Below are 24,507 nucleotides of genomic sequence, written 5' to 3' on the forward strand. Positions count from 1 at the left end.
TACATTTCATTGACTGAATTATTTTAACTATGGCGATTATTGTTCAACATTTGACCACGGGTAACGAATATATATTTCTAGGAGTTAGTGGGGGTGAAAGTAAGAGTATTTTGCCCACCAAAATGTTAGGAGATTTCTTTGCAACGGAGGCTCCGGATAAACCTCGAACGGTGACGGTTTGTGACGATCAAGGCCGCCTACTTTGGTTTCCTGTCACAGAAATGATTGTCGTGGAGGTAGATGGTCAAAAACCCGAAGAATTATTACCGGAAATTATCGCTCCTGAACCAGTTCCTTTACAATTGGATAAAGAGAATCAAACTCAGTCCCCAGAAAATCAAGAAAACATCGATGAATTTGCCGAAGATGACGATTGGATCTAGAATTAAATACCTAATTTTAGCGGGAATAATTGCCCTATTTACTATTGGCTTTAACTCCCTCTATTCGGGTTCTCAAAACTCGATCGCTTCCTTTCCTGTTGCCGAAGTTCAAACCCAATATCTTAACGATTGGACACCGCAATTAGAGGCAGAATTTCAACAAAGGGCCAAGCAGACTATTAACTATTTTGCTAATCGGGAAAGTTATGGCAATTTGTGGGGAGAAAACGAGAAAAAATCCTATCCTATGGCCATGTTTGATTTTTTGGCAGGAAACCGGCAAAAAGCCCTAGATTTCCTGCAGCAGGATGACCCACAAAAACGGGAACAGGCCCACACTGATTATATAGATTATTATTTTTGTTTTACCCTGAAAGGACAAATTAGAAAATATTTTCTTCTCGGAAAGTATCTAGATCCAGTTTATCGTCAGAGAATGTATAATGCGGCAAAAATTTGGACAGAAACCGACCCTTTACAACAGCCCCATCCTATCCATGGTACTGGCCAAGGAACGGGTAATGATTGGAGTATGAAAAGACGGGGTTTATGGGTAGATAGTCGCAATACTGATAACCTACGAGCAATGCGCGAAACATCGGTTTATCTGATGGCCGAAGAAACAGGAAATGAGGCAACTCGTCAACTGTATAAAAGTAAAATTAAGCGCTATGTTTCAGCTTTATATAACATCGGTATGGGAGAATGGGATTCAGAAGTTTATCACGGTCACACCTTTGCTTCCTATCTTAATCTCTACGATTTCGCTCAAGATACGGAAGTTAAACAATGGGCAAAAATGGCCTTAGATTGGTTATCCATGGCCGCTAGTGTTAAATATTATCGCGGTGGTTGGGGTGGCCCTGTAAAACGTGATTATGGTGATGGCCACGGCGTAATGCGATCACACGCAGGCCGCGCTTTTTGGTTATACTTTGGTGATACTCCTGTCGCCAATAATCGCCCGGAATTGGACTCTCTTTATCTAATTACCAGTCGTTATCGTCCTCCTTTAGCAGTGATGGAATTAGCCCGAAAAAACTTTAATAAACCGGTAGAAATTCTCGCCAGTAAACCCCTATATGAAAACTGGAAACCGGGCAATAATCAAAGTCCGGGTTATTGGGAAACTCAATTTATCGGGGCTAGTTATCAAATGGGTAGTCTGGCGGGAACTTTCCCCGATGGTGATGTAGCCCCGTTTAAATTAATGGCCTTTAATCAACACAAAGGGGTGGATTTTTTTGTGGCTAACACTGGCAACAATGGCGTAAAACCGGGCAAAAATCCCGGGGATGAAATCGGACAATATCGCAATCTTTTAATCTGGTTACGACCGGCAGATCAAGCTTTTTTCTGGCAATTACCGAAAACCGCCAAGGTAGAAAAAGATGATAATATCTGGTTTATTCAATTAGAAAAAACTTGGTTAGCCCTAAGATTAATAAATCTTTCTTCTCCTGAAAGGATCGAGATTCCTAATTCCCCTTATCCCGATGATAATACCTACCAAGCTTTACCCACAGGTAACAATTATGCGGGTTTTGCTCTGGAAGTGGGGGAAGCGGCAACCCAGGGTAGTTATGAGAATTTCAAGAGCATATTTAAGCAAAAAAGTCAAGTAAATTTAACTCAAATTAAGCAAGGCAGGGTTTTATTTAAAGGCAGTCAAGGGCAGAGTTTACAATTTACCTATAATCAAATCAATCTACTGCCGATGTTAATTCGTAACGGTCAAAAGCACGATTGGTCAAAAAATTTCGCCCTTTATAACAGTTTAAGTCGAGATAACTCTCCCGTTTCTTTGGGATGGAAAAAGGGCAAATTAACCGTCAAAGCAGGGAAATATCAATTTTCTAATGCTTTGATTCTGTCTTCTCCTTAAGTTAGATATTCTCGACTATTTATTCAGCAGACCCTAGTTATGAGGAGAGGCAAAAGGCAAAAGGCAAAAGGCAAAAGGCAAAAGGCAAAAGGCAGCTTTGTTCTCCCCACACCCCACACCCCACACCCTGTCCCCACGAAAAACTTTTTCGGCAGACCCTATTTATGGGGATTGATCAGACCATTTGCGCTTGATTTAAGAATTCTTGCAATTCTTCTCCTTCGATTACTTCCGTGGTCAAAAGATTAGCAGTAATCGACTCTAATAAATTGCGGTTGTGACTAAGAATTGCTAGGGCTTTTTGGTAACTAGCGTCGATAATTTGTTTAACTTCTTCATCGATCGCTTTGGCCGTATTTTCCCCGATCGAACGGCGGGGACTACCCTGATTATTACCTAAAAAATTAGCCTGTCCTGTTTTATCGTAGGCTAGGGGTCCCAGGGATTTACTCATACCATACATTGTCACCATTCTTTCAGCAATATCCGTCGCCCTTTGTAAATCATCGGAAGCGCCATTAGTCACACTGCCAAAGATTAATTCTTCGGCTGCCCGACCGCCCAATAACATAGTAATTTGTTCCTTAAATTCGGTTTCTGTCATCAAAAAACGGTCTTCCGTGGGAATTTTCAGGGTATAACCCAAAGCGGATAAACCCCGGGGAACGATGGAAATTTTCTCCACCCGACCACCTCCCGGCATAACAGCACCGACTAAAGCATGGCCAACCTCGTGATAAGCGACGATTTTCTTTTCTTTTTCGGATAAAACCCGACTTTTCTTTTCTAAACCAGCGATAACTCTTTCTATCGCCTCTTTAAAATCAATTTGACTGACTTTTTCCCGATTATTGCGGGCAGCCAAAAGAGCGGCCTCATTGACGAGGTTGGCTAAATCGGCACCGGCAAAACCGGGGGTTTGGGTGGCGATCGCTTTGAGATTAACATCTTCACCCATCTGGACTCGTTGGGCGTATATTTCCAAAATTGCCAATCGTCCCGCTAAATCGGGACGATCCACCAGAACTTGGCGATCAAAGCGCCCCGGACGCAATAAAGCGGCATCAAGAGTCTCTGGGCGATTGGTGGCGGCTAAAACGATGACAACGGCTTCTTTGGGGCTAAAACCGTCCATTTCTGTCAAAAGTTGGTTTAAAGTCTGCTCTCGCTCATCATTACTGCCGCTAGTTCCCGATCCCGAACTTCTCGATTTACCGATTGCGTCCAATTCATCAATAAAAATGATGCTAGGGGCATTTTTCTTCGCTTGGGCAAATAGATCCCGCACCCGGGCCGCCCCAGTGCCGACAAATAATTCCACAAATTCCGAGGCCGAAATGCTAAAAAAAGTCACTCCCGCTTCTCCCGCGACTGCTTTCGCTAAGAGGGTTTTTCCTGTCCCCGGCGGTCCAACCAAGAGAACACCCTTAGGAATACGCGCCCCGATTTTATTAAAGCGCTCGGCATCCTTGAGAAATTCGACGATTTCCTTTAACTCGGTTTTTGCTTCCTCAGCCCCGGCCACATCACTGAAGGTAATCGGATATTTTTCGCCGTCTCCGTAAACTTTAGCGAGATTTTTGTTAAAAAGCAGCGATTTACGCGTGTCATCGTTGCGATAGAACAGAAACTGCATAGCGGCGACTAAAATTAAGGGAGGAACCACCCAAGCGAGGAGAGTGCTGATCCAACTGTTTTCGGCCACGGGAATCGCCTCGAAGATTACGCCTTTTTGCTGTAATAGTTGGGGTAATTGGGGGTTATCGACTGGAATTGTTGCCAAGACTCGTCCGGGGGCTGGATTACTGCTCGGTTTGCCCGCCAGAGAACTAGAATCACCGTGAAGGGGATTACTTGATTCTGGGGGATTAACGCGGGGATTACCCGGAATAGGCAGGGATTCTAAAGGATTTTTTAATTGATAATAGATAACTTGATTGCCAATTCTGACCCTACTGATGTCGCCCCGTTCCACTTTATTGATAAATTCGCTGTAGGGTTCGAGGGGAATATTGGATAATTCTGAGGGACGAGGGATAAGAAAATAGCCTAAAGCGGCAACACCAGAACAAATGATCAGGATTTTGCCTAACAGAGGCAAACGCGACCAGGAAAATTGATTATCTTCTTGATTAGCCATAATTTTTAGGGCAGGTGAGAGTGAAAATGCAAAGTTTATACTAACAATTCCCTGTCTCGATCGCCTTACCGATGGGATAGGATAGAGGATGGAATACTTGGTAGCGAGCGAGCGACAAACGAGAGAAATCCCATGAATTTAGTTAGCTTAGAGAACTTTCTCGATAACACTTCTTTTTTAGTCCTGTTTTTAACCATGCTGGTTTATTGGGCCGGGGCAGCCTTTCCTAGCATACCTTTGTTGCCCAGCCTGGGCAGCACGGGAGTGGCCATCGCTAACCTCTGTATCGCCGCTTTATTGGGGGCGCGCTGGTTAGAAGCGGGTTATTTCCCCATTAGCAATCTTTACGAATCTTTATTCTTTCTCGCTTGGGGTGTAACTGCGGTTCATTTAATTGCTGAGTACACTAGCCGCAGTCGCCTGGTGGGGGTGGTGACGACTCCTGTAGCCATGGGGATTACTGCTTTTGCCACTTTGTCCTTACCAGGAGAAATGCAAACTTCGGCGCCCTTGGTTCCGGCTTTAAAATCGAATTGGTTGATGATGCACGTTAGCGTCATGATGTTAAGTTATGCTGCTTTGATGGTGGGTTCCCTGATGGCGATCGCTTTTCTGATCGTCACTAGAGGTCAAAATATTGAGTTAAAAGGCAGTTCCGTGGGTACGGGGGGCTATCGTCTCCAAAATAAGTTATCTACCACTCTTTCCGCGCCAGTTTTCATGGAAACGGCTAACGGTGGCACAACCGCCCTTTTAACTCCCACCTTAACAGCGATGGCGACTCTTTCGCCCCAACGTCTTAGCTTGGCGGAAACCCTCGATAATATCAGTTATCGGGTCATCGGTCTCGGTTTTCCCCTTCTCACTATCGGTATCATCGCCGGGGCAGTTTGGGCCAATGAAGCTTGGGGTTCCTATTGGAGTTGGGATCCGAAAGAAACTTGGGCGCTAATCACTTGGTTAGTGTTTGCCGCTTATCTCCATGCCCGCATTACCCGGGGATGGCAGGGAAGAAAACCGGCTATTCTAGCTGCCAGTGGTTTTGTTGTGGTTTGGGTATGTTATTTAGGGGTGAATCTTTTAGGTAAAGGTCTTCATTCCTACGGCTGGTTTTTCTAAATCAGTTAAGTAATAGGAGAAAATTAACTTCTTGGTTAGGATGGGCAAAAGGCAAGAGGCAAAAGGCAAAATGTAGTTAGATATGTGTAATTAATTGTGTCTAGCTACTTATAGGGGTAGGTTGGTAAACCTGCCCCTCCTCACTCCCCTTTTTTAAGGCTTATAATTGTTATTTATCTACGGCAATTTTGCCCTAGATAGATAATGGCAACTTCTCAAAACTTATAAAAAATGATCGAGCAGAAAACTACTATTAAAAATCTGGCTTTAATTGCCGGTGTGCATGGCAATGAACTAACTCCCGCTTATTTGGTTAAATACCTGCAAAACTCAGCTAATCTCCTGGCCCGCAGCAGTTTTCAATCCCACACTCTCATCGCCAATCCCTTAGCCCTAAAGCAACGGGTTAGATATGTCGATACGGATTTAAATCGTTGTTTTAACCGAGCAGATTTAGCCAATCCTAATTATCAGCAACATGAGCAACTAATAGCGAAAGATATATATCAGCAAATCCGAGAAAAATCCATTGATTTATTAATCGATATTCACAGCACCACATCTAACATGATGCTGGCGATTATTTATTCTAACCCCCATCCTTGGCTATTAAAACTCTTTACCTATCTGACTAAAATTAATCCTGATGTGCGCTTAATTTATCATCCCGTCAGCGAGGAAGAAAATCATTTTCTAAAAGGAATTTGTCCCCTAGCTTTTACCCTCGAAATCGGTCCGGTTAACCATGGTGTCATCTGTCCCTATCTTTTTCGTCAAACCGAAACACTCATCTATCAAATCCTAGACTACATCGAACAGGAAAATTATCTCGCTGCCCATCTCGATACTTTCAGCGAATCCCTAACAGTTTACCAACGTTTAGGCTCGATCGATTATCCTAGGAATGAACAGGGTGAAATTAAAGCCATGTTACATCCTCGGATTCTCCAACGAGATTATCAGGCAATTCAACCCAATCAACCGATTTTTCTAGGATTTGATGGCCAGGAAATTATCTATCGTGGGGAATCTGAATTATATCCTATCTTTGTTGGAGAATCTTCCTATAAAGAAAAAGGAATCGCCCTTTGTTGGACGGCCAAAAAACAAATCGATATTAATTAGTGCCAGACAGTAGTTTTCCTGACAAAAAAACGGTCTAAATAAGGGAAAAGCCACTATGACCTTTACTTCTGATTCTCTTTTAGCTGAACGTTACCAACTGCAACAACGCCTAGGCAATACCGCTATCGGTCGTCAAACTTGGTTAGCTATCGATGTATTATCCCAAGAATCGGTAATTATTAAACTCCTCGCTTTTAGTCCCCAGATGGAGTGGGAAGAATTAAAATTATTTGAACGGGAGGCAGCCGTCTTAGCTTCTCTCTATCATCCCCGTATTCCCCGCTATCGCGATTATTTTTCCCTCGATAAAAATCAAGGTGACGGGACTCCTTGGTTTGTACTTGTACAAGATTATATACCGGGAGAATCTCTAAGCGATCGCTTAGAAAGGGGGCAACGTTTCACCCCTACGGTAATTCGGAATATTGCCCAAGAAGTTCTCGAAATTCTCATTTATTTGCATGAATTATCGCCCCCAGTATTACATCGAGATATTAAACCTAGTAATTTAATTATTAACTCGGAAAATAACGTTTATTTAGTGGATTTTGGCGCAGTCCAGTCCCGCGGTGCAGTGACAGGAGTTACTTTTACCGTGGTGGGAACGAGTGGTTATGCACCCCTAGAACAATTTTGGGGCCGGGCGGTTCCCAGTTCTGATTTATATGCCTTGGGCATGACTTTAATTCATTTATTGACGGGAATTGTGCCGATAGAACTGCCCCACCGCGAGTCTAAAATTCAATTTCGCCAACTGGTGACAATCGATGATGATTTAATCGATTGGTTAGAAACTATGACTGATATGGCAGTAGAAAAGCGGTTTAAAAGTGCCAGAGAAGCCCTGAAATTTCTCCAACATCCCTACTATCGCCAAGTATCAAGTTTAATCGATCCTAAGAAATTACCAAAACCTCCCCACAGTTCCATCCGCATCGCTAAACATAAGGATAATTTAGAGATTAATTTACCCCCAAAAATTAAGCTACCTTCCGATGCAGCTACTCTCTGGTCTTTAGCGATTGTCCTTACTGTCACTGTTTTTATCTCCCCGATTCTTACCTTTATTATAGCTCTAATTGGTTTTATTTGTTTGCGTGAGATGCAATTAATTCTTACACCTCAAGAAGTTTTAATTAAATATAAACTTTTCAATTTTATCTACAAAAAATTTGCTTTCAAAACTCAAGATTTATGGGGTATTTTTCTTCATAGCAATGGTACAGAAGGTAACTATCAGATTCGTCTGCGGACAGCTAAAAATTACTATCTGATCGGCCAGAATCTCCGCGAGGATGAATGTCTCTGGTTAGGACAGGAAATCCAAGATTGGTTAAATTTTATTAAATACAGTGTTTCTCATCAAGATGAAGTGTAACCTGACAGGGTATTATCAACCGTCTCCCCAAAACGAAAACCTTGTACCTCATCTCAAGAAATCTTGGGAATTAGTCGGTAGGCATTTTCCCTTTTTTAACCTTAATCTTGCAGAGATTACCCTATCTTGATAGAATAATAACTGATTTACATTCCCTCAGCTAGAAGACAGCAATTATTAAATCGGATTAGGAATTGTAAAAAGGCGGCCATGAAATGTTAGTTATTAGTGGAGAATAAAAAATGATATCTGAAATTTACCAAAAAGTCAGCTTGTTAGTTTTGTATCAAGGGGTTTTTGATAATGCTATTGGCAAGGCATTTATTACCCTATTATCTACGGATAATATCGCCGATTTTCTCAAAGCCTATGGTCAATGGTTTCAAGCTTTAGCATCTAAAAATATTAGTTGGAATGATTTTCTAGTCGAACAAATTTTATTAGATGACAATCCCTTTAGTCAACAGGTACAGAAAAAAAGTGTTTGGGAGTTACCCGAATCTTTAATTAATGGCGTGAAACAGGATTTATCTATCCTCCAATCTCTCTATAATTCTAGCATTTATAGCCTCAGCAATTCGACAATTTTTGAACGAATTAAATTTCTCAGTTTCCCCGCTTGGGAAGTGGACAATAAATTAGAAAGTTTTCTACATTCCGGTTTAGATTGGACGGAATTAGTCGAAGATCTAGCCGATTATTATCGCGAATGTGGTACAGGAATTTTTGCCCGTTATCAAGCTTTAAGGTGGCAAGAAAACCGATTACAAGGGATTACTCATCCCGATCCCGTGCAGATTCAAGAAATAGTCGGTTATGAAATGCCCAAGGAAACCTTGATTAAAAACACTGAGTTTTTATTAGCAGGTTATCCCGCTTTAAATGTCCTACTCTATGGCAGTCGTGGTTCGGGAAAATCCTCTCTAGTCAAGGGATTATTGCAAAAATACCATAGTCAAGGATTACGCTTAATTGAAGTGGCCAGATCCCAATTAAAAGACCTACCATTAATTATTGAAATCTTGCGAGATTTGCCCCAAAAATTTATTATCTTTGTCGATGATTTATCCTTTGAAGAGGACGATGAAGCTTTTAAAGCTTTAAAGGTTGTTTTAGAGGGAAGCATCACCGCTAGACCGAAAAATGTCGTAGTTTATGCCACTTCTAATCGCCGACATTTAGTCAGAGAATTTTTTGCCGATCGACCCCAACCAAAAGATAGTGATGAAGTGCATAATTGGGACACAGTACAAGAAAAATTATCCTTTAGTGATCGCTTTGGTTTAACCCTAACTTTTGAACCCGCTAATCAAGAAAAATATTTGAAAATAGTGCGTCATTTAGCAAGTTTAGCTAAATTAAAAATTAGCTTAGAAGACTTAGAATTTCGTGCCAAACAATGGGCAACCCAACATAATGGACGATCGGGAAGAACTGCTAGACAATTTGTTGATTTTCTGCAAGGGGAACTAGAATTAAATAGGTAGCATTAATTGTGTTATGATTAAATAAAATAAGCTCTAATCTGGAAAAATGTTGACTCAATCTCCTCCCGAAATTCTCAGCTTAGAAGAATATCGCAACCTAGAAACTAGCGCAGAAACTAAACACGAATATCACGACGGGGAAATTATCGAGATGACAGGGGGAAGCATCAATCATAATAGTATTCTCATTAATCTTATTGTCCTGCTAAAATTAGCTTTAAGAGGAACTAATTATCGTCTTCAATCTAGTGATCTACGTCTATGGATACCCCAATATAATCGCGGTTTATACCCAGATTTAATGATCATTGCCGGGGAACCATTATTGAGTGATAATCGCAACGATGAAATTTTAAATCCCTGCCTAATTATCGAAGTTTTATCCCCTTCCACCTCCGGTTATGATCGGGGTGATAAATTTCGTTATTATCGTTCTATACCCCAATTAAACCAATATCTTCTCGTCAGTCAAGGGGAGATACTAATAGAATCCTATAGCAAAACATCAGAGAATAATTGGTTACTGCAAGAATACACCCCAGCTAGGGGAATTATATCCCTAGATTCTTTAGGAATTAGCTTAAATCTTGCCGATATTTACGAAGGAATTGATTTTAGTCTCAACTCCTAACTTTAGCTATCTTTTAAGAAGACGTACTAAAAACAATTTTACCATCTTTTACCGCTACTAAACGCAAAGTTAAGGGGCCAGCAGTATTAGTTTTACTAGCGGCAACTGCCTCAAGTGTCTCGATAGAATTACCCGACTTTTTCACTTGACCAATAAAGTTAACTACGGTAGTTAATAAACCATCTTCCACTTGAATTGATCCTAAAACTCCCGCACTTCTAGCGCGAAATTGAGCCGAAGCTAAGAGTAAATCTAAACGCTTTTGTAGGTCTTCTTCTGTCATATTTTGGGGATCAATGGAAACGGCAGCGATGACCTGTTTCTCCTCAAAAACTCTTTGATTGGGAACCACATCAGCAAAGACACGAATCTCGGTTTCTCCTAAGACATAATTACCTGCTGAAAGGATTCTCACCACATATTCTTTACCGTCCTGTAATTGTTGACTTAACTGTTCTACCTGTGCTTTTGTGATCTTAACTAAACGCTGGTCAAAATTAGGCTGATTCGGTTGGGTGGCACGGATAGCATTTATATTCGCTTCTCGCAATAACTTATCAATAACAGCGACAATAGCTTGGGGATCAACAATACGAAAAGCTCCAAAAGATAGCACCTGTCCCCGGAAAATAGCGATTTGTTTTTCCCGCAATTCTTGATAGGTTTGATAGTATTGTTCTAAAACTTCCACTTCCCGCTTAAGAAAAGCCATTTGGGTTTCTAAATCTTTTAATTTTCCCTCGCGCTGTTCCAAAGCTAAATTTTTATCCACAATCGATTGATCGAGTTCTCCAATGCGTTGATCGCGGCGATCAATTTCTAGCTGTAGGGTTTTTTGTTGGGTTTCCAACTGTTGAAGTCGCGCTTGTCTGGCTGTTAATAACTTTTGTTGATTAGCTAACTCTTTATCTCTAACTTTAACGGTGGTTTGTAGTTGATTGATCTGACTAGAAAGAATTGATTTTTGTTGGGACAATTGCTCCCGTTGACTGATTAACTGTGCCTTTTGATTAGTTAAAATAACTCGTTCATTATTTAAATTAGCCACTTCCTTACGAAACTTTTCCAACTGTCCCGAAACTAACCGCAAACGTTGACGAGAAGCTTGATAATTTTTGTTAAGAACCTCTAGACGTTTCTGCACGGCTATCTGTTCACTTTTAGCCGTTTTTAACGCTTTTTCCACCTGATTTTTTTGTTCGGTGGTTTTTCTTACCTGACTTTCCAAATCCTTAATAGCGGCACGACGTTCATTTAACAGGCGATCCAGTTCAAAAACTCCTTGACGCAGGGATTTACTAGAAGCAAACAAGACAATTAAAGTGGAACCGGCGATCAAAATTCCCGTTACAATCGTCATCAAAGTTGCGGTTTGTTTCGGACGCAGATTAAATAAACGCATCCTTTTCTTACCGATACGGCTACCTATGCGATCGCCAATCACCGCTATCAGACCACCTAAAACCACGATGGCCAAAACCAAAATATAAGCGCTAGTCATCCAGAATTTAAGTAAATTGTTGACTGAGAGCGACGGGATTATGGACGGTAATTTTCTTCTTGTAAATTGAGACCATTTCTTGATCCCGCAGCTCCCCCAATAAACGGGTGACAGTGACGCGGGTAGAACCGATCGCCTCTGCGATCGCTTGGTGAGACAATTTTAGATCCACCCGGATGCCATCGGTGGTGGGAACCCCAAAATCACGACAGAGAATCAATAAAAAACTGACCAAACGTGAACCCATATCCCGGTGAGCCAAAGTTTCGATCATCATTTCCGTTTGCAGAATCCGCGAGGACAACCCCTGCAACATCAACATTGATAAATCGGGATTATTGCGGAGGGACCTTTCTACCTGATCGATCGGGGCCGAGAGTAATTCTACCGGAGTAAAAGCCACAGCATGATAAAAACGATCCGATCGCTGACCAGTGAGTAAGGATAGCACACCAAAGACGCTATTTTCCCGCAGTAGAGCCACGGTAATTTCCTCTCCCGCTTCATAGACTCGCGACAACTTAACGGCTCCTTTCAGCAAAAAATAGACTCTTTCGGCGGGATCTCCCGGGAAAAAGATCGTTTTGCCACGCTCGAACAACTCCACCACCGGGGGGAAATTGCCGCTGCCGATTCGACGGAACACATCTGCTAGGGGTTTATCTTGTATTAATGATAAGTCCATCTCACATCCAAAAAAGGGGAAAATTGTTTTTATTATCCAACGAGTGTCACCTCTATTAAACACAACCGCTCCCTAAACTGGGAAAAGTTTTGGGCGCTTTTTGCCAGACAATGGGGGAGGGGTGATCATTGCTGCCCCGTTATCTGTATCCCTATTATACCGAATCTCGCTGGGGTCGGCTATTGGGGAGATTTTTGTAAGAGAAACGAGAACTATGTTAGATTTAACGGGAAAAAACGCCCTAGTGACGGGAATTGCCAATAATCGCTCGATCGCTTGGGGAATTGCCCAACAACTCCATCAAGCTGGTGCGAATATCGGTGTCACCTATCTCCCCGACGAAAAGGGCCGTTTTGAGAAAAAAGTGCGAGAATTGGCCGATGAACTTAATCCCGCTTTTTATGTCCCCTGCGATGTCCAAAATGACCAACAGGTAGAAGATACTTTCGCTACAGTGGCGGAAAAATGGGGCAAACTGGATATTTTGATTCACTGTCTCGCTTTTGCCGATAAAGAGGGTTTAACGGGCGATTTTACCGCCATCCCTCGGGAAGCTTTCACTAAATCCCTAGATATTAGCACTTTTTCCCTAACCCGTCTAGCTCGATCGGCTAAACCTTTAATGACGGAAGGGGGAAGTATTATTACTCTTACCTATCTCGGTGGTGTCAAGGTAATTCCTAACTATAATTTAATGGGGGTGGCAAAGGCCGGTTTAGAAATGAGTGTTCGCTATTTAGCCGCGGAATTAGGTGGCCAAAAGATACGAGTTAATGGTATTTCTGCCGGTCCAATTCGCACCTTAGCATCTTCGGCCGTGGGGGGAATTCTTGATATGATCCATCATGTGGAAGAAATCGCCCCTTTACATCGCACGGTGACACAAATTGAGGTGGGAAATACGGCCGCTTTTTTAGCCAGTGATCTTTCTAGTGGTATTACCGGTCAGATTATTTATGTAGATTCCGGTTACGAAATTATGGGAATGTAGTTTTATTCAGTTATTAGTTATTAGTTATTAGTTATTAGTGTCACGGGGTTCTGAAGGGGGATTTTTGACTGCTTTGGGGTTAATTGTGATCGGTCTGAAGGTTCGTTTAATTTTTTAACAATTTATTCCCTATTTTCAAACAATTTCTCAATGATGCTTTTCATTTTTGCATTGGTGAAGGGATTGGGGAAGATTCGGCGAATCTCAGGATAGGCGATTAAAATGCGTCTTAGCCTATTATTTGTGTTAATCTCATCTTTACAGACCAAAACCCTAAATCGTCTAAGAAGACAATGGCCGCCAATTCTCGGAATAAATCGCCCGTTTTTCTCGGCTGTTCTGGCAGAATCGCTATTTTTTGCCTCTTGATGCTATTATCGGCGGCAATAGGCTGGTTAATCGGAAAACAGTGGGTTAAACACAGCAATCAACCCGAAACCGTTAAACCAGTTTTTGCCACGGAGGAAAATAATTTTAATTCTGCCACGGATCGGGCATGGCAACGGAAAGCCGAGATAAGAAAGCGCCGTCTAGAGTTGGGAATTGATGGTCAGTTTTTTAAAAATCTCGTCAATGAATTGTTTAGCCTCCGCTATGGGGAGATCAAAGAGGAAAAACAGAAACAGGAACAAAGAGATATTCTAGCAGCAGAAATACTCGATCGCTTAGAACGTCTCGATTTTGGCACTAGAGAAGCATTAGGTAGTTACAACGAGCAACAGCGACAAAAATGGCGAGAACAAGTAAATCAGTTACGCTTAAGCGGTAGAGTCCTCAATTTACTCACTGATACTCTTTTTTTTCAGCTATTTCCCGAATTGACAGAAAGACCAAGTTTTGATACAAGCCTAGGGCAACTGTGGAGTGGCTTGGCCTGGAATCAGTTACAATCTTTACAGTCTGGCCTATCTTACCAAGCGATCGAAAGTTTAGACGCGGGGGCAGAGGAAGTTATCGAGGCAATTCTCAGCCAGGGACAAGGAAAAGCCTATGCAATAAAATTGCGTTCCAGTGATCGGTTAAACTTAAATTTAGAGGCGGAAGGCCAAGTTTTACTATCTTTCTACTCTCCCACGGGTAATATTACCCTTTTAGATAAGTCTAGCGATCGGCAATGGTCCGGTCAATTATCCGAAGAGGGATTTTATGAATTAGTTGTTCTCCCCCAGTCTTCTACCCCCGTCCACTTTCGCTTACAGTTAAAAGTAAGTCAATGACTTTAACCGTCAGGAGACAGGATACAGGAGACAGTCGGCAGCTTTTTTCTCCCCAACCCCCCATCTCCCCACACCCCACACCCTACACCCTACACCCCACACCCTACACCCCACTTCCCCAACCCCTAATCCGCTTTTTTACTTTTTCCCATGTCTTTAACTTTCCAGGCTGTTATCGCTAAATTAAATGAATTTTGGGCTGATCGCGGTTGTTTAGTTGCTCAACCCTATGATACCGAAAAAGGTGCAGGAACCATGAGTCCCCACACTTTTTTAAGGGCAATTGGACCGGAACCTTGGGCCGTTGCCTATGTGGAACCCTGTCGTCGTCCTACGGATGGCCGTTATGGCGAAAATCCCAATCGTTTTCAGCATTACTATCAATATCAAGTCCTAATTAAACCCTCTCCCGATAATATTCAGGAAATCTATTTAGACTCCCTGCGGGTGTTAGGAATTAACCCGGAAGATCACGATATTCGCTTCGTGGAAGATAACTGGGAATCTCCCACCCTCGGTGCTTGGGGTGTGGGTTGGGAAGTGTGGTTAGATGGTATGGAAATCACCCAGTTTACCTACTTTCAACAGTGTGGGGGCATCGATTGTCGTCCCGTGGCAATCGAAATTACCTATGGTTTAGAAAGATTGGCCATGTATCTGCAAGATGTAGAGGCAATTAATAAAATTCAATGGAATGAAAATATCCTCTACGGTGATATTTTTCTACAAAATGAAATCGAACAATGTACCTACAATTTTGAGGCTTCTAATCCTGAGTTATTATTTAGTTTATTCAGTTTATACGAACAGGAAGCTAAACAATTAATCGATCGTTCTCTGGTGATTCCCAGTCTAGATTATGTTCTCAAATGTTCCCATACTTTTAATTTACTCGATGCTAGAGGTGTGATTGCTGTAGCTGAAAGAACCCGTTATATCGGCAGAATTCGCAATTTAGCTCGACAGGTTGCTCAATTGTATTTACAGCAACGAGAAGCTTTAGGTTTTCCCCTACAAACGGTTTAGCAATCAGTTATTCTAGCCGTCATCATTTTCAGTAATCAGTAATCAGTTACCAGTTATCAAATGCGAGTTTTCAGTTCACTGTTTACTGTTCACTGATAAAATCTCCCCAACCTCAAACCAGCAACTTTAAACCTCATAAGTCCAAGAACTAATATATTAAGTTTTGCAAACAGAGGCAATATTTCGGGAATCTAACCCAGTTATAACTGTATATAATAGATGACACTATATCTAGCCAGTAATTTACCTCAAAAGCTCCTTTTCTCAGAGGTAATTCCTTACCTTGACTAGCCTATTAGTGCCATGAAAAAGACTAAACTTTTTAAGTTCTAATTTTTTAGATAAGGAGTTACTTTGCTGACACCATCGCTACCCCAAAATGATCCTGATCCAGTCAAAAGACAAGATCTATTAAGACGACAAAAACAAGTGTACGTTTATGATTCCGTTAATGGTATCACCCTCGTCAAAGATTTACCTACCCACGAAAACTTTTCTATTTCCTATCAAGTAATGCGGGGTAAAGGTTTCAGTGCTTTAATTGCCAATGGAGTCGCCACAAGGGTAGAAAATATCTTTGATCCCTTCGACAAATTAGAAGATTACGAAGAACTTTTTCCCATCCTTCCCCAACCCACAAGCATTAAAACTTGGCAATCTAACACAGGTTTTGCCTACCAAAGATTAGCGGGAGCAAATCCCATGGTAATTCGCGGGATTAGCAGCTTACCAAATAATTTCCCCGTCAGCGATACTATCTTCCAAAAAGCCATGGGACCGGATAAAACCATTGCCTCGGAAGCCGCTAAGGGTAACTTATTTCTAGCAGATTATGCACCCCTAAACAACCTAACTTTAGGCAGTTATCAACGGGGGATGAAAGCTGTGACAGCACCTCTTGTCCTTTTCTGTTGGCGTGCTAGAGGTTTACGCGGTCAAGGGGGATTAGTACCAGTTGCCATTCAATTGTATCAAGATCCGACCCAACCTAATCAGCGCATCTATACTTCCGACGCGGATGTAAACGGGGATACAGAATTACAAGCTTGGGCGCGAAAATTGATGTCACCTGAAGGTGGAGGCATCAAAAAATTAGTTTCTGACGGACAATTAGACACTTTAGCCAAATTAATCGAAGTTGTCACCCAGATAATTTTTGTGGCCGGACCACAACACGCGGCGGTTAATTATCCTCAATACGATTATCTCGCCTTTTGCCCGAATATTCCCCTAGCGGGTTATCAATCCCCTCCCAAAGCAGCTGAAGAGGTGGATATAGATTATATTCTCCGTCTTTTGCCGCCCCAGGCCCAGGCCGCTTATCAATTGGAAATTATGCAGACTTTAACAGCTTTTCAATTTAACCGTTTTGGTTATCCATCCCGAAGTGCTTTCCCAGATCAACGCACTTACCCGATTTTGGCGGTTTTCCAAGCTAAATTAAAAGCGATCGAAAATGAGATTGATCGGCGCAATATAACCCGATTTACGCCTTATATTTTCCTGAAACCCTCTCGCATCCCCAATAGTATCAATATTTAGGGTCTGCTGAAAAAGTTTTTTGTGGGGGCAGGGTGTGGGGTGTGGGCTTCGGCCGTGAGCTCAGCGTTCGACCGAGCTCACGCCGAGGTCCGAACGGGTGTGGGGTGTAGGGTTTTACCCATTTTCAGACGGTCAATTACCTAATTTTCAGGGAAAAAGTACCTGAATTTTCGCCCCGGTCCCTCCAATGGCTGGCACTTTTTGAGGTCAAAAAAGTCTAAAAGTCTTATCCAACAAGGTTTTTAGATTTATTCAGCCAACCCTATTTAAAGAGCAACCGCCACCTTGATGGGCTGCTGGCGTATCAATAGCGATTCTCGTCCACAAAAACTAGACGAGAAACATCATGACAAAGAGTCTCTAAGAAAAAAAGATGTTAGCGATAACATCTTTTTGGCATTTTTTACAATTTAACTTCAATATCAACCCCTGCGGGTAAATCTAATTTCATCAAAGCATCGATTGTCTTAGAAGAGGGTTGGTAAATATCAATAATGCGGCGATGGGTGCGGGTTTCAAAATGTTCACGGGAGTCCTTGTCAACGTGAGGGGAACGCAGGACACAATAAATCTTTCTTTTTGTCGGTAGGGGAATCGGTCCGATCGCTGTGGCGTTAGTTCTATTGGCAGTATCGACAATCTTCTCACAGGAAGTATCGAGTAAGCGCTGGTCAAAAGCTTTCAAACGAATGCGAATTTTCTGTTGTTGTAGCGTAGCCATAATTTCACCTATTGCAATTGTCAAGGTACAAAATAAAGACAGTAACGGAGCAGCTTTTAAATTCACTGCCCCGTTAATTAGTAGATTAGCCTACTTGATAATTTTCGAGATAACGCCAGAACCGATGGTGCGACCACCTTCGCGAATAGCGAAGCGCATCTTCTCCTCAATAGCGATCGGGTTGATCAGTTCCACGGTCATTTTGATCCGGTCTCCCGGCATGACCATTTCTACAGTGCTGCCATCATCGGCGGTGTAGTCTTGGATAGTGCCAGTTACGTCAGTTGTCCGTACATAGAACTGAGGACGATAGTTTTTAAAGAAAGGAGTGTGACGACCACCCTCTGCTTGAGTTAACACATACACCTCACCTTCAAACTGGGTGTGGGGTTTGATCGTACCCGGTTTAGCGATCACCATGCCGCGCTCGATGTCGGTTTTTTGGATACCACGCAGGAGGATACCAGCGTTGTCACCGGCCATCCCTTGATCAAGACTTTTCTTGAACATTTCGATCCCGGTGACGGTGGTGGGGCGAGTTTCTCTGATCCCGACCAATTCCACGTTATCACCCACTTTCACAACACCGCGTTCGATCCGACCGGTAGCCACCGTCCCCCGACCAGTAATCGAGAATACGTCTTCTACCGCCATCAGGAAGGGTTTATCGATCGCCCGTTCGGGGGTGGGGATATAGCTATCCACCGCTTCCATTAATTCATAGATCGCATTTACCCACTCGTTGTCGCCTTTTTTGGCCTTGGGATTTTTGGTCATGTAGTCGAGGGCTTCTTTCGCAGAACCGGCAATAATGGGGATATCGTCGCCGGGGAAGTCGTAACTGGTGAGAAGTTCGCGCACTTCCAGTTCCACCAGTTCCAGTAATTCCTCATCGTCCACCATATCTTTTTTGTTGAGGAAGACCACGAGGTTAGGTACACCCACCTGACGAGCCAGCAGGATATGTTCCCGGGTTTGGGGCATCGGGCCATCAGCGGCCGAGACCACGAGAATACCACCGTCCATCTGTGCCGCACCAGTGATCATGTTTTTTACATAGTCGGCGTGGCCAGGGCAGTCAACGTGTGCATAGTGGCGACTGGCGGTTTCGTACTCAACGTGAGCGGTGTTGATGGTGATCCCGCGAGCCTTTTCTTCGGGAGCGGCATCGATTTCATCGTATTTTTTAGCTTGGGCATTACCCAGGGCCGCTAGGGTCATAGTGATAGCGGCGGTGAGGGTAGTTTTGCCGTGGTCAACGTGACCGATCGTACCGATGTTAACGTGGGGTTTCGTCCGTTCAAATTTAGCGCGTGCCATTTACTTTCTGTTCCTTTGTTTTTTTTCTTCTTCAGGTGGGTGAACAGTAATCAGTCACCGGAGATCAGTTTTAAGTTAGCAGTTGTTAGGGTTGACCGACCAAATTTAAATGATCGGTTTATCTTCACTGCTCGCCGGTCACTGGTTACTGATTAGCCGTTCCCTTTACTTTTGGTGATAATCGCCTCGGCCACGTTGCGGGGGACTTCTTCGTAATGGCTAAATTCCATGGTGAAGATGCCCCGTCCTTGGGTTTTGGAGCGAATATCAGTGGCGTAACCAAACATTTCCGCTAGGGGAACTTTAGCGGAGACTTTGGCGATGCCGGCCTCGGTTTCTTGACCTTCGATTTGTCCCCGACGGGAGTTAAGATCACCGATGACGTTACCGATGAAGTCTTCGGGTACTTCCACCTCGACCTTCATCATTGGTTCTAGGAGAACGGGACCAGCTTTCATCACCGCTTCCTTGATCGCCATGGAACCGGCAATCTTAAAGGCCATCTCGGAGGAGTCCACATCGTGGAAAGAACCATCCACAAGGGTTGCTTTCAGGTCGATAACGGGATAACCCGCTACAATCCCCGATTCGCAAGCTTCTTTCATCCCTTGTTCTGACGGGTTGATGTATTCTTTGGGGATAGCACCACCGACAATTTTGGAGACGAAGACAAAGCCAGATCCCGGTTCACCCGGTTCGAGTTCGATGACGACGTGGCCGTACTGTCCTTTACCGCCACTTTGACGGATAAATTTACCCTCGGCCCGTACAGGTTTGCGGACGGTTTCCCGATAGGCAACTTGGGGAGCGCCCACGGTTGCTTCGACTTTGTACTCCCGCAGCATTCGATCGACGAGGATTTCCAGGTGCAGTTCTCCCATGCCGGCGATTACCGTTTGATTGGTTTCGGGATCAACTTTGACCCGGAAGGTGGGATCCTCATCGGAGAGAGCTTGCAGAGCTTTGCTGAGTTTCTCGATGTCCTGTTTGGTTTTCGGTTCCACCGCCACGGAGATAACCGGTTCGGGGATAAAGAGGGATTCTAGGATAACTGGGTTTTTCTCATCACAGAGGGTATCCCCGGTAATGGTGTTTTTCAGTCCGATCGCCGCTCCTAAATCACCGGCGCGCAGTTCATCCACTTCGATCCGTTCGTTGGATTTGAGGACGATCAGGCGAGCGATCCGTTCTTTGGTTCCTTTGGTGGAGTTGTAGGCGTAGCTGCCTTTGGCTAACACACCGGAATAGACCCGTAGGAAGGTTAAACGACCGAAGGGATCAGCCATGATTTTGAAGGCGAGAGCGGAGAAGGGCGCATCGTCCTTGGCTTCCCGGATGGCCTCGCTGCCATCGGGAAGAATTCCTTTAACGGCGGCTACCTCCGAGGGCGAGGGTAGGTAATCTACCACGGCATCAAGGAGCAGTTGTACCCCTTTGTTTTTGAAAGCCGAGCCGCAGAGGACGGGAACAATCGTACCAGCAATCGTCCCTTCCCTGAGACCGCGTTTGATTTCGGCTTCGGTGAGTTCTTCACCTTCTAGATATTTTTCTAGGAGTTCTTCATCCGCTTCCGCTACAGCCTCCACCAGCTGCACGCGGAATTCTTCGGCCTTTTTCAATAAGTCTTCGGGAATGTCGGTTTCTTCTATGTCTTTGCCTAGATCGTCCTTATATATATAGGCGCGCATCTTGACGAGATCAACGATCCCGCTCAGTTCGCTTTCTGCGCCGATCGGCATTTGGATGGGAACGGCGTTAGCTCTAAGGCGATCTCTTAATTGTTCGTAAACTTTGAAGAAGTTCGCTCCCGTTCTGTCCATTTTGTTGATAAAGGCAATCCGGGGTACTTTGTACCGATCGGCTTGTCTCCAGACGGTTTCCGATTGGGGTTGTACACCACCAACAGAGCAGAAAACCGCCACTACTCCATCGAGTACCCGCATGGAACGTTCCACTTCAATGGTGAAATCGACGTGGCCAGGGGTATCAATGATGTTGATGCGATGATCTTGCCAACTGGTACTGATGGCGGCGGCGGTGATGGTGATTCCTCGCTCCCGTTCCTGTTCCATCCAGTCGGTAATTGCCGTTCCGTCGTGGACTTCGCCCAGTTTATGGGCGACTCCCGTATAGAACAGGATTCTTTCTGTTGTCGTTGTTTTGCCCGCGTCTATGTGAGCGGCGATTCCGATGTTTCGCACTCTCTCTAGCGGGATAGTCCGTGCCACAGCAACCTCCTTGCTTTGCTTGCCAGTGATGGGATTTTGTTCTAGGATTTTTTACACTATTTACAATTCTATACTTTTCTTGACAGTTTTTTGGCGGCAGCGGTGTAGTCCACCGCCCTTAAAGTATCTTTAAAGTATCTTTCTTAGTAACGATAGTGGGCAAAGGCTTTGTTTGCCTCTGCCATCCGGTGGGTTTCTTCCCGTTTTTTGATCGTGCCGCCGGTTTCATTGGCTGCGTCCATGATCTCGTTGGCTAGTTTACCTGCCATGGTTTTGCCACCTCTAGTCCGAGCATAGTGGACTAACCAACGCAGTGCCAATGTACTACCACGGTTGGTGCGTACTTCCATCGGGACTTGATAGGTGGCTCCACCGACCCGGCGGGCTTTCACTTCCACTAGGGGGGTGGCGTTTTTAACGGCTTTTTCAAATACTTCTAGGGGTTCTTGGCCGGTACGTTCGCCGACGGTTTTCAGGGCATCGTAAACGATGTTAGCGGCCAGGGATTTCTTGCCCGATCGCATGATCCGGCGGATGGTCATGCTGACTAAACAGCTATTGTAAACGGGATCGGGGGGAATAGGACGTTTTTTGACGTTTTTACGGCGAGACATCGGAATATTCCTGAATTTTCTAGGTTAACTTTAACTTTTGCTTGACAGTCGGATGATTACAGCCCATCTCAAACCCTCTCCTGCGAGTCTTAAGTCTCTTGGGTTAACTTTGACCGACTCGGTGGGAGTATTTTTTTGGTTAATCAATTTCCTGTTTATTTAGCGGCGGGTTTGGGGCGTTTGGTTCCGTACTTAGACCGCGCCTTTTGACGGTTTTTCACCCCGGTGGCATCGAGGGTGCCGCGAATGATGTGATATCTGACTCCGGGTAGATCTTTGACCCGACCGCCCCGAATGAGGACGACCGAGTGTTCTTGTAGGTTATGACCGATGCCCGGGATGTAGGCTGTCACCTCAAATCCAGAGGTTAAACGTACCCTAGCCACTTTCCGCAGGGCTGAGTTGGGTTTTTTCGGTGTGGTGGTATATACTCTTGTACAAACTCCCCGACGTTGGGGGCATTGTTTGAGGGCGGGAGATTTGGTTTTTCTTTTCGCTTTGGATCTTTCGTCGCGTATTAATTGCTGAATGGTGGGCATGATAGGGCTGTATCTAAGGTTACTCTGAACTCCTATTACCGAAGGTCAAATCGTTGACAAAAGGTCATTATAGCAAATTGTTGCTGTTGTTGTCAAGTCCGCGATTGTGCTTTTCTCCGGTTTAGATGTTAGAGATTGTCTTTTTCTTGGGCGGCTGCGGCACTCAATTCGGGCGTTATTAGGCGATAAAATTACAGCTTCGTTGTTTTGGCTTGATGGTGCAATTTTAGCGATAATTATCACCTGATTAATCGGCCAATATCTGAAAAGCTGTCTCTAGCTAACCTCATTTTCAGAACTGGTGTCTAGACTATTAGCTCTTAACGATATATTTAGAGCGTTTGTACTGGATGCAACCCAGGTGTGCTGCCATAAAATATTGTTAACCTTTGAGGTTAACAATATTACAAGGGTCATCTACAATGGATATTGTATTTAAGGAAAAAAAATTTGAGAACGAATGCAATAGCCAAAGACTACTGAAAAAACAGTATGGAGAGAAGATGGCTAAGAAAATCAGGCAAAGACTCGACGACTTAAAAGCAGTTATTGTCCTGGAGGAAATGCGATCGCTGCCGGGACGTTGCCACGAATTGTTACATAACCGTGCTGGACAACTATCTCTAGATTTAGTTCATCCTCTCAGACTAATTTTTGAGCCAGCTAATATACCGATTCCTCAAAAAGCAGACGGGGGAATTGATTGGAAGAAAGTAACCGCAGTCGTAATTATTGGCATAGATGACACCCATGACTAATACTATTGAGAACAGATATGCACCGGATTTTATTTCTCCACCGGGAGAAACCCTTGCCGAAATCCTAGAAGAAAGAAATATGTCTCAATCGGAACTTGCCCAACGCATGGGCAGACCAAAAAAGACTATCAATGAGATCATAAAAGGTAAAGCGGAGATTACTATCGATACCGCCTTACAGATAGAGTTAGTGTTAGGAACTCCCGCCAGTTTCTGGATAGAGCGCGAAAGACTTTATCGGGAATATTTAGCGAGAAAAAATGAGAATCAAAGATTAAAAGGTTATTTAGGCTGGTTAAAACAAATTCCTTATCGGCAGATGACTGAATTAGGCTGGCTCAAGTTTGATGAGGATAAAATAGAGCAATTACGAGAGAGCTTGAATTTTTTTGCCGTTGTCTCCCCTGAGCAATGGGAGGAGATTTGGGGGAGAAATTTATCGATTGATTTTAGAAAGTCTCAAGCATTTGATAGCGATCGAGGGGCAATAACAGCATGGTTACGTCAAGGAGAAATAGAAGCATCGAAAATTAATTGTGCTGATTACAACGAGTTGAAATTCAGAGATGCCTTGCGACAAATTCGTTCGTTAACTATTAAGTCTATCGAGGTATTTCAACCGCAAATGATCGAGCTTTGTGCGGCAGCGGGGGTTGCCTTAGCCTTTGTCCCTGAACTTCCGAAAACAAGGGTACACGGTGCTACCCGTTGGTTAGATTCTCACAGAGCTTTAATTCAATTGAGCGATCGATACAAAACAAATGATCATTTTTGGTTTTCTTTTTTTCATGAAGCTGGTCATATTTTATTACATGGGAAACGAACTTTATTTTTAGAGGGGCAAGATATTCAAGATACAATTAAAGAAAAAGAGGCGGATGTTTTTGCGGCTAATTTCTTAATTGCTCCCAGAGATTGGCAGAGATTTATCGCCAATAATTCTCTGAATAGAAAAGCTATTAATCAATTTGCCGAACAACTAGGAATACACCCTGGTATTATTGTTGGTAGAATGCAACATGAGCAAATTATTTCTTATCAAAACTATAATGATCTTAAGGAGAAATATTGTCTAAATACGCAGAATTCCTTTTTGGTATTGACGAGCGACTCCCCAAAAGGAAAACTTCCTATCTCACCATTAAGATAACTGCTGTAAGCGGAGATTACTAAGGATAAATTTGGACATAATTGACAAAATTAGCATTAGAGACAGG

Annotated in this window: 21 protein-coding genes; 13 read left to right on the top strand and 8 right to left on the bottom strand. The window is 43.5% G+C overall.

All coding sequences use genetic code 11. From position 1 onward, the window contains the following. Positions 1 to 29 precede the first annotated feature (29 nt). Together ACOCD9_RS01540 and ACOCD9_RS01545 are read left to right on the top strand one after the other, a co-directional pair. Positions 30 to 383 (top strand): hypothetical protein, encoded by a 354-nt coding sequence (locus ACOCD9_RS01540; RefSeq protein ID WP_287701334.1) that lies wholly within the window; start codon positions 30 to 32, stop codon positions 381 to 383. After that, complete coding sequence (locus tag ACOCD9_RS01545; protein WP_419546207.1) at positions 352 to 2,268, top strand: hypothetical protein; 1,917 nt, start codon at positions 352 to 354, stop codon at positions 2,266 to 2,268. Before ACOCD9_RS01540 ends, ACOCD9_RS01545 begins: the two co-directional genes overlap by 32 nt. A 175-nt stretch (positions 2,269 to 2,443) precedes the next feature. Here ACOCD9_RS01545 and ftsH read toward each other — a convergent pair whose 3' ends face one another. Then, positions 2,444 to 4,408, bottom strand: coding sequence for an ATP-dependent zinc metalloprotease FtsH (gene ftsH / locus ACOCD9_RS01550; protein WP_419546208.1), 1,965 nt, complete (start codon positions 4,406 to 4,408; stop codon positions 2,444 to 2,446). 132 nt (positions 4,409 to 4,540) lie between these two features. Here ftsH and ccsB point away from each other — a divergent pair, with 132 nt between their 5' ends. The 5 genes from ccsB (at position 4,541) to ACOCD9_RS01575 (ending at position 10,148) form a co-directional block, all read left to right on the top strand. Further along, on the top strand, positions 4,541 to 5,527 hold the full coding sequence (gene ccsB, locus ACOCD9_RS01555; protein WP_419546209.1) for a c-type cytochrome biogenesis protein CcsB: 987 nt from the start codon (positions 4,541 to 4,543) through the stop codon (positions 5,525 to 5,527). Between the two features lie 231 nt (positions 5,528 to 5,758). Continuing rightward, a complete protein-coding gene (locus tag ACOCD9_RS01560; RefSeq protein WP_287701341.1) occupies positions 5,759 to 6,652 on the top strand; it encodes an aspartoacylase in 894 nt (297 codons plus the stop codon). Positions 6,653 to 6,707: 55 nt separating this feature from the next. Continuing rightward, positions 6,708 to 8,030 (top strand): serine/threonine protein kinase, encoded by a 1,323-nt coding sequence (locus tag ACOCD9_RS01565; RefSeq protein WP_419546210.1) that lies wholly within the window; start codon positions 6,708 to 6,710, stop codon positions 8,028 to 8,030. Positions 8,031 to 8,272: 242 nt separating this feature from the next. Further along, positions 8,273 to 9,517, top strand: coding sequence for an ATP-binding protein (locus ACOCD9_RS01570; protein WP_419546211.1), 1,245 nt, complete (start codon positions 8,273 to 8,275; stop codon positions 9,515 to 9,517). A gap of 46 nt (positions 9,518 to 9,563) precedes the next feature. Next, positions 9,564 to 10,148 (top strand): Uma2 family endonuclease, encoded by a 585-nt coding sequence (locus ACOCD9_RS01575; RefSeq protein ID WP_287701346.1) that lies wholly within the window; start codon positions 9,564 to 9,566, stop codon positions 10,146 to 10,148. 13 nt (positions 10,149 to 10,161) lie between these two features. Here the strand turns inward: ACOCD9_RS01575 and ACOCD9_RS01580 are convergent, their stop codons facing one another. Then, positions 10,162 to 11,649 (bottom strand): DUF3084 domain-containing protein, encoded by a 1,488-nt coding sequence (locus ACOCD9_RS01580; RefSeq protein WP_287701348.1) that lies wholly within the window; start codon positions 11,647 to 11,649, stop codon positions 10,162 to 10,164. A 7-nt stretch (positions 11,650 to 11,656) separates the two neighbouring features. Further along, a complete protein-coding gene (gene ntcA, locus ACOCD9_RS01585) occupies positions 11,657 to 12,334 on the bottom strand; it encodes a global nitrogen regulator NtcA (protein WP_002793163.1) in 678 nt (225 codons plus the stop codon). A gap of 214 nt (positions 12,335 to 12,548) precedes the next feature. On the opposite strand from ntcA, the gene fabI reads away from it, so the two are divergent. The 4 genes from fabI (at position 12,549) to ACOCD9_RS01605 (ending at position 17,110) form a co-directional block, all read left to right on the top strand. Beyond that, positions 12,549 to 13,325 carry an enoyl-ACP reductase FabI gene (gene fabI, locus ACOCD9_RS01590; protein WP_002740281.1) on the top strand — a complete coding sequence of 259 codons (777 nt, stop codon included), beginning with the start codon at positions 12,549 to 12,551 and terminating at the stop codon, positions 13,323 to 13,325. Between the two features lie 293 nt (positions 13,326 to 13,618). Continuing rightward, the gene (locus ACOCD9_RS01595) at positions 13,619 to 14,542 is read left to right on the top strand and encodes a serine/threonine protein kinase (protein ID WP_287701350.1); all 924 of its coding nucleotides are present in this window, start codon (positions 13,619 to 13,621) and stop codon (positions 14,540 to 14,542) included. A 150-nt stretch (positions 14,543 to 14,692) separates the two neighbouring features. Further along, positions 14,693 to 15,568: a glycine--tRNA ligase subunit alpha gene (glyQ, locus tag ACOCD9_RS01600; RefSeq protein ID WP_004162850.1), complete on the top strand. Its 876-nt coding sequence runs from the start codon at positions 14,693 to 14,695 to the stop codon at positions 15,566 to 15,568. A 354-nt stretch (positions 15,569 to 15,922) separates the two neighbouring features. Then, on the top strand, positions 15,923 to 17,110 hold the full coding sequence (locus ACOCD9_RS01605; RefSeq protein ID WP_287701352.1) for a lipoxygenase family protein: 1,188 nt from the start codon (positions 15,923 to 15,925) through the stop codon (positions 17,108 to 17,110). 403 nt (positions 17,111 to 17,513) lie between these two features. Here ACOCD9_RS01605 and rpsJ read toward each other — a convergent pair whose 3' ends face one another. The 5 genes from rpsJ to rpsL form a co-directional block, all read right to left on the bottom strand. After that, complete coding sequence (gene rpsJ / locus ACOCD9_RS01610) at positions 17,514 to 17,831, bottom strand: 30S ribosomal protein S10 (protein ID WP_002740287.1); 318 nt, start codon at positions 17,829 to 17,831, stop codon at positions 17,514 to 17,516. 90 nt (positions 17,832 to 17,921) lie between these two features. Then, positions 17,922 to 19,151, bottom strand: coding sequence for an elongation factor Tu (gene tuf / locus ACOCD9_RS01615; protein WP_159290811.1), 1,230 nt, complete (start codon positions 19,149 to 19,151; stop codon positions 17,922 to 17,924). A gap of 152 nt (positions 19,152 to 19,303) precedes the next feature. Further along, entirely contained in the window at positions 19,304 to 21,379 is a 2,076-nt protein-coding gene (gene fusA, locus ACOCD9_RS01620) for an elongation factor G (RefSeq protein WP_419546212.1), read from the bottom strand. A 143-nt stretch (positions 21,380 to 21,522) separates the two neighbouring features. Then, positions 21,523 to 21,993 (bottom strand): 30S ribosomal protein S7, encoded by a 471-nt coding sequence (gene rpsG, locus ACOCD9_RS01625; protein ID WP_002739653.1) that lies wholly within the window; start codon positions 21,991 to 21,993, stop codon positions 21,523 to 21,525. Between the two features lie 155 nt (positions 21,994 to 22,148). Beyond that, the gene (gene rpsL, locus ACOCD9_RS01630; protein WP_002740176.1) at positions 22,149 to 22,532 is read right to left on the bottom strand and encodes a 30S ribosomal protein S12; all 384 of its coding nucleotides are present in this window, start codon (positions 22,530 to 22,532) and stop codon (positions 22,149 to 22,151) included. 422 nt (positions 22,533 to 22,954) lie between these two features. On the opposite strand from rpsL, the gene ACOCD9_RS01635 reads away from it, so the two are divergent. Together ACOCD9_RS01635 and ACOCD9_RS01640 are read left to right on the top strand one after the other, a co-directional pair. Beyond that, positions 22,955 to 23,290 carry a type II toxin-antitoxin system RelE/ParE family toxin gene (locus tag ACOCD9_RS01635; protein ID WP_002800095.1) on the top strand — a complete coding sequence of 112 codons (336 nt, stop codon included), beginning with the start codon at positions 22,955 to 22,957 and terminating at the stop codon, positions 23,288 to 23,290. After that, positions 23,283 to 24,440 (top strand): HigA family addiction module antitoxin, encoded by a 1,158-nt coding sequence (locus tag ACOCD9_RS01640; RefSeq protein ID WP_419546213.1) that lies wholly within the window; start codon positions 23,283 to 23,285, stop codon positions 24,438 to 24,440. The genes ACOCD9_RS01635 and ACOCD9_RS01640 overlap by 8 nt, the downstream gene beginning before the upstream one ends. Positions 24,441 to 24,507 lie beyond the last annotated feature (67 nt).

Origin of the sequence: Microcystis sp. (genome assembly GCF_048564745.1) — a bacterium.
GTDB lineage: Bacteria > Cyanobacteriota > Cyanobacteriia > Cyanobacteriales > Microcystaceae > Microcystis > Microcystis ichthyoblabe_A.

What these genes read in the sequence shown, in the direction of transcription:
- ACOCD9_RS01540 (WP_287701334.1), top strand. Translation starts at nt 30, where the DNA reads ATGGCGATTATTGTTCAACATTTGACCACGGGTAACGAATATATATTT.
- ACOCD9_RS01545 (WP_419546207.1), top strand. Translation starts at nt 352, where the DNA reads ATGAATTTGCCGAAGATGACGATTGGATCTAGAATTAAATACCTAATT.
- ftsH (WP_419546208.1), bottom strand. Translation starts at nt 4,408, where the DNA reads ATGGCTAATCAAGAAGATAATCAATTTTCCTGGTCGCGTTTGCCTCTG.
- ccsB (WP_419546209.1), top strand. Translation starts at nt 4,541, where the DNA reads ATGAATTTAGTTAGCTTAGAGAACTTTCTCGATAACACTTCTTTTTTA.
- ACOCD9_RS01560 (WP_287701341.1), top strand. Translation starts at nt 5,759, where the DNA reads ATGATCGAGCAGAAAACTACTATTAAAAATCTGGCTTTAATTGCCGGT.
- ACOCD9_RS01565 (WP_419546210.1), top strand. Translation starts at nt 6,708, where the DNA reads ATGACCTTTACTTCTGATTCTCTTTTAGCTGAACGTTACCAACTGCAA.
- ACOCD9_RS01570 (WP_419546211.1), top strand. Translation starts at nt 8,273, where the DNA reads ATGATATCTGAAATTTACCAAAAAGTCAGCTTGTTAGTTTTGTATCAA.
- ACOCD9_RS01575 (WP_287701346.1), top strand. Translation starts at nt 9,564, where the DNA reads ATGTTGACTCAATCTCCTCCCGAAATTCTCAGCTTAGAAGAATATCGC.
- ACOCD9_RS01580 (WP_287701348.1), bottom strand. Translation starts at nt 11,649, where the DNA reads ATGACTAGCGCTTATATTTTGGTTTTGGCCATCGTGGTTTTAGGTGGT.
- ntcA (WP_002793163.1), bottom strand. Translation starts at nt 12,334, where the DNA reads ATGGACTTATCATTAATACAAGATAAACCCCTAGCAGATGTGTTCCGT.
- fabI (WP_002740281.1), top strand. Translation starts at nt 12,549, where the DNA reads ATGTTAGATTTAACGGGAAAAAACGCCCTAGTGACGGGAATTGCCAAT.
- ACOCD9_RS01595 (WP_287701350.1), top strand. Translation starts at nt 13,619, where the DNA reads ATGGCCGCCAATTCTCGGAATAAATCGCCCGTTTTTCTCGGCTGTTCT.
- glyQ (WP_004162850.1), top strand. Translation starts at nt 14,693, where the DNA reads ATGTCTTTAACTTTCCAGGCTGTTATCGCTAAATTAAATGAATTTTGG.
- rpsJ (WP_002740287.1), bottom strand. Translation starts at nt 17,831, where the DNA reads ATGGCTACGCTACAACAACAGAAAATTCGCATTCGTTTGAAAGCTTTT.
- tuf (WP_159290811.1), bottom strand. Translation starts at nt 19,151, where the DNA reads ATGGCACGCGCTAAATTTGAACGGACGAAACCCCACGTTAACATCGGT.
- rpsG (WP_002739653.1), bottom strand. Translation starts at nt 21,993, where the DNA reads ATGTCTCGCCGTAAAAACGTCAAAAAACGTCCTATTCCCCCCGATCCC.
- rpsL (WP_002740176.1), bottom strand. Translation starts at nt 22,532, where the DNA reads ATGCCCACCATTCAGCAATTAATACGCGACGAAAGATCCAAAGCGAAA.
- ACOCD9_RS01635 (WP_002800095.1), top strand. Translation starts at nt 22,955, where the DNA reads ATGGATATTGTATTTAAGGAAAAAAAATTTGAGAACGAATGCAATAGC.
- ACOCD9_RS01640 (WP_419546213.1), top strand. Translation starts at nt 23,283, where the DNA reads ATGACTAATACTATTGAGAACAGATATGCACCGGATTTTATTTCTCCA.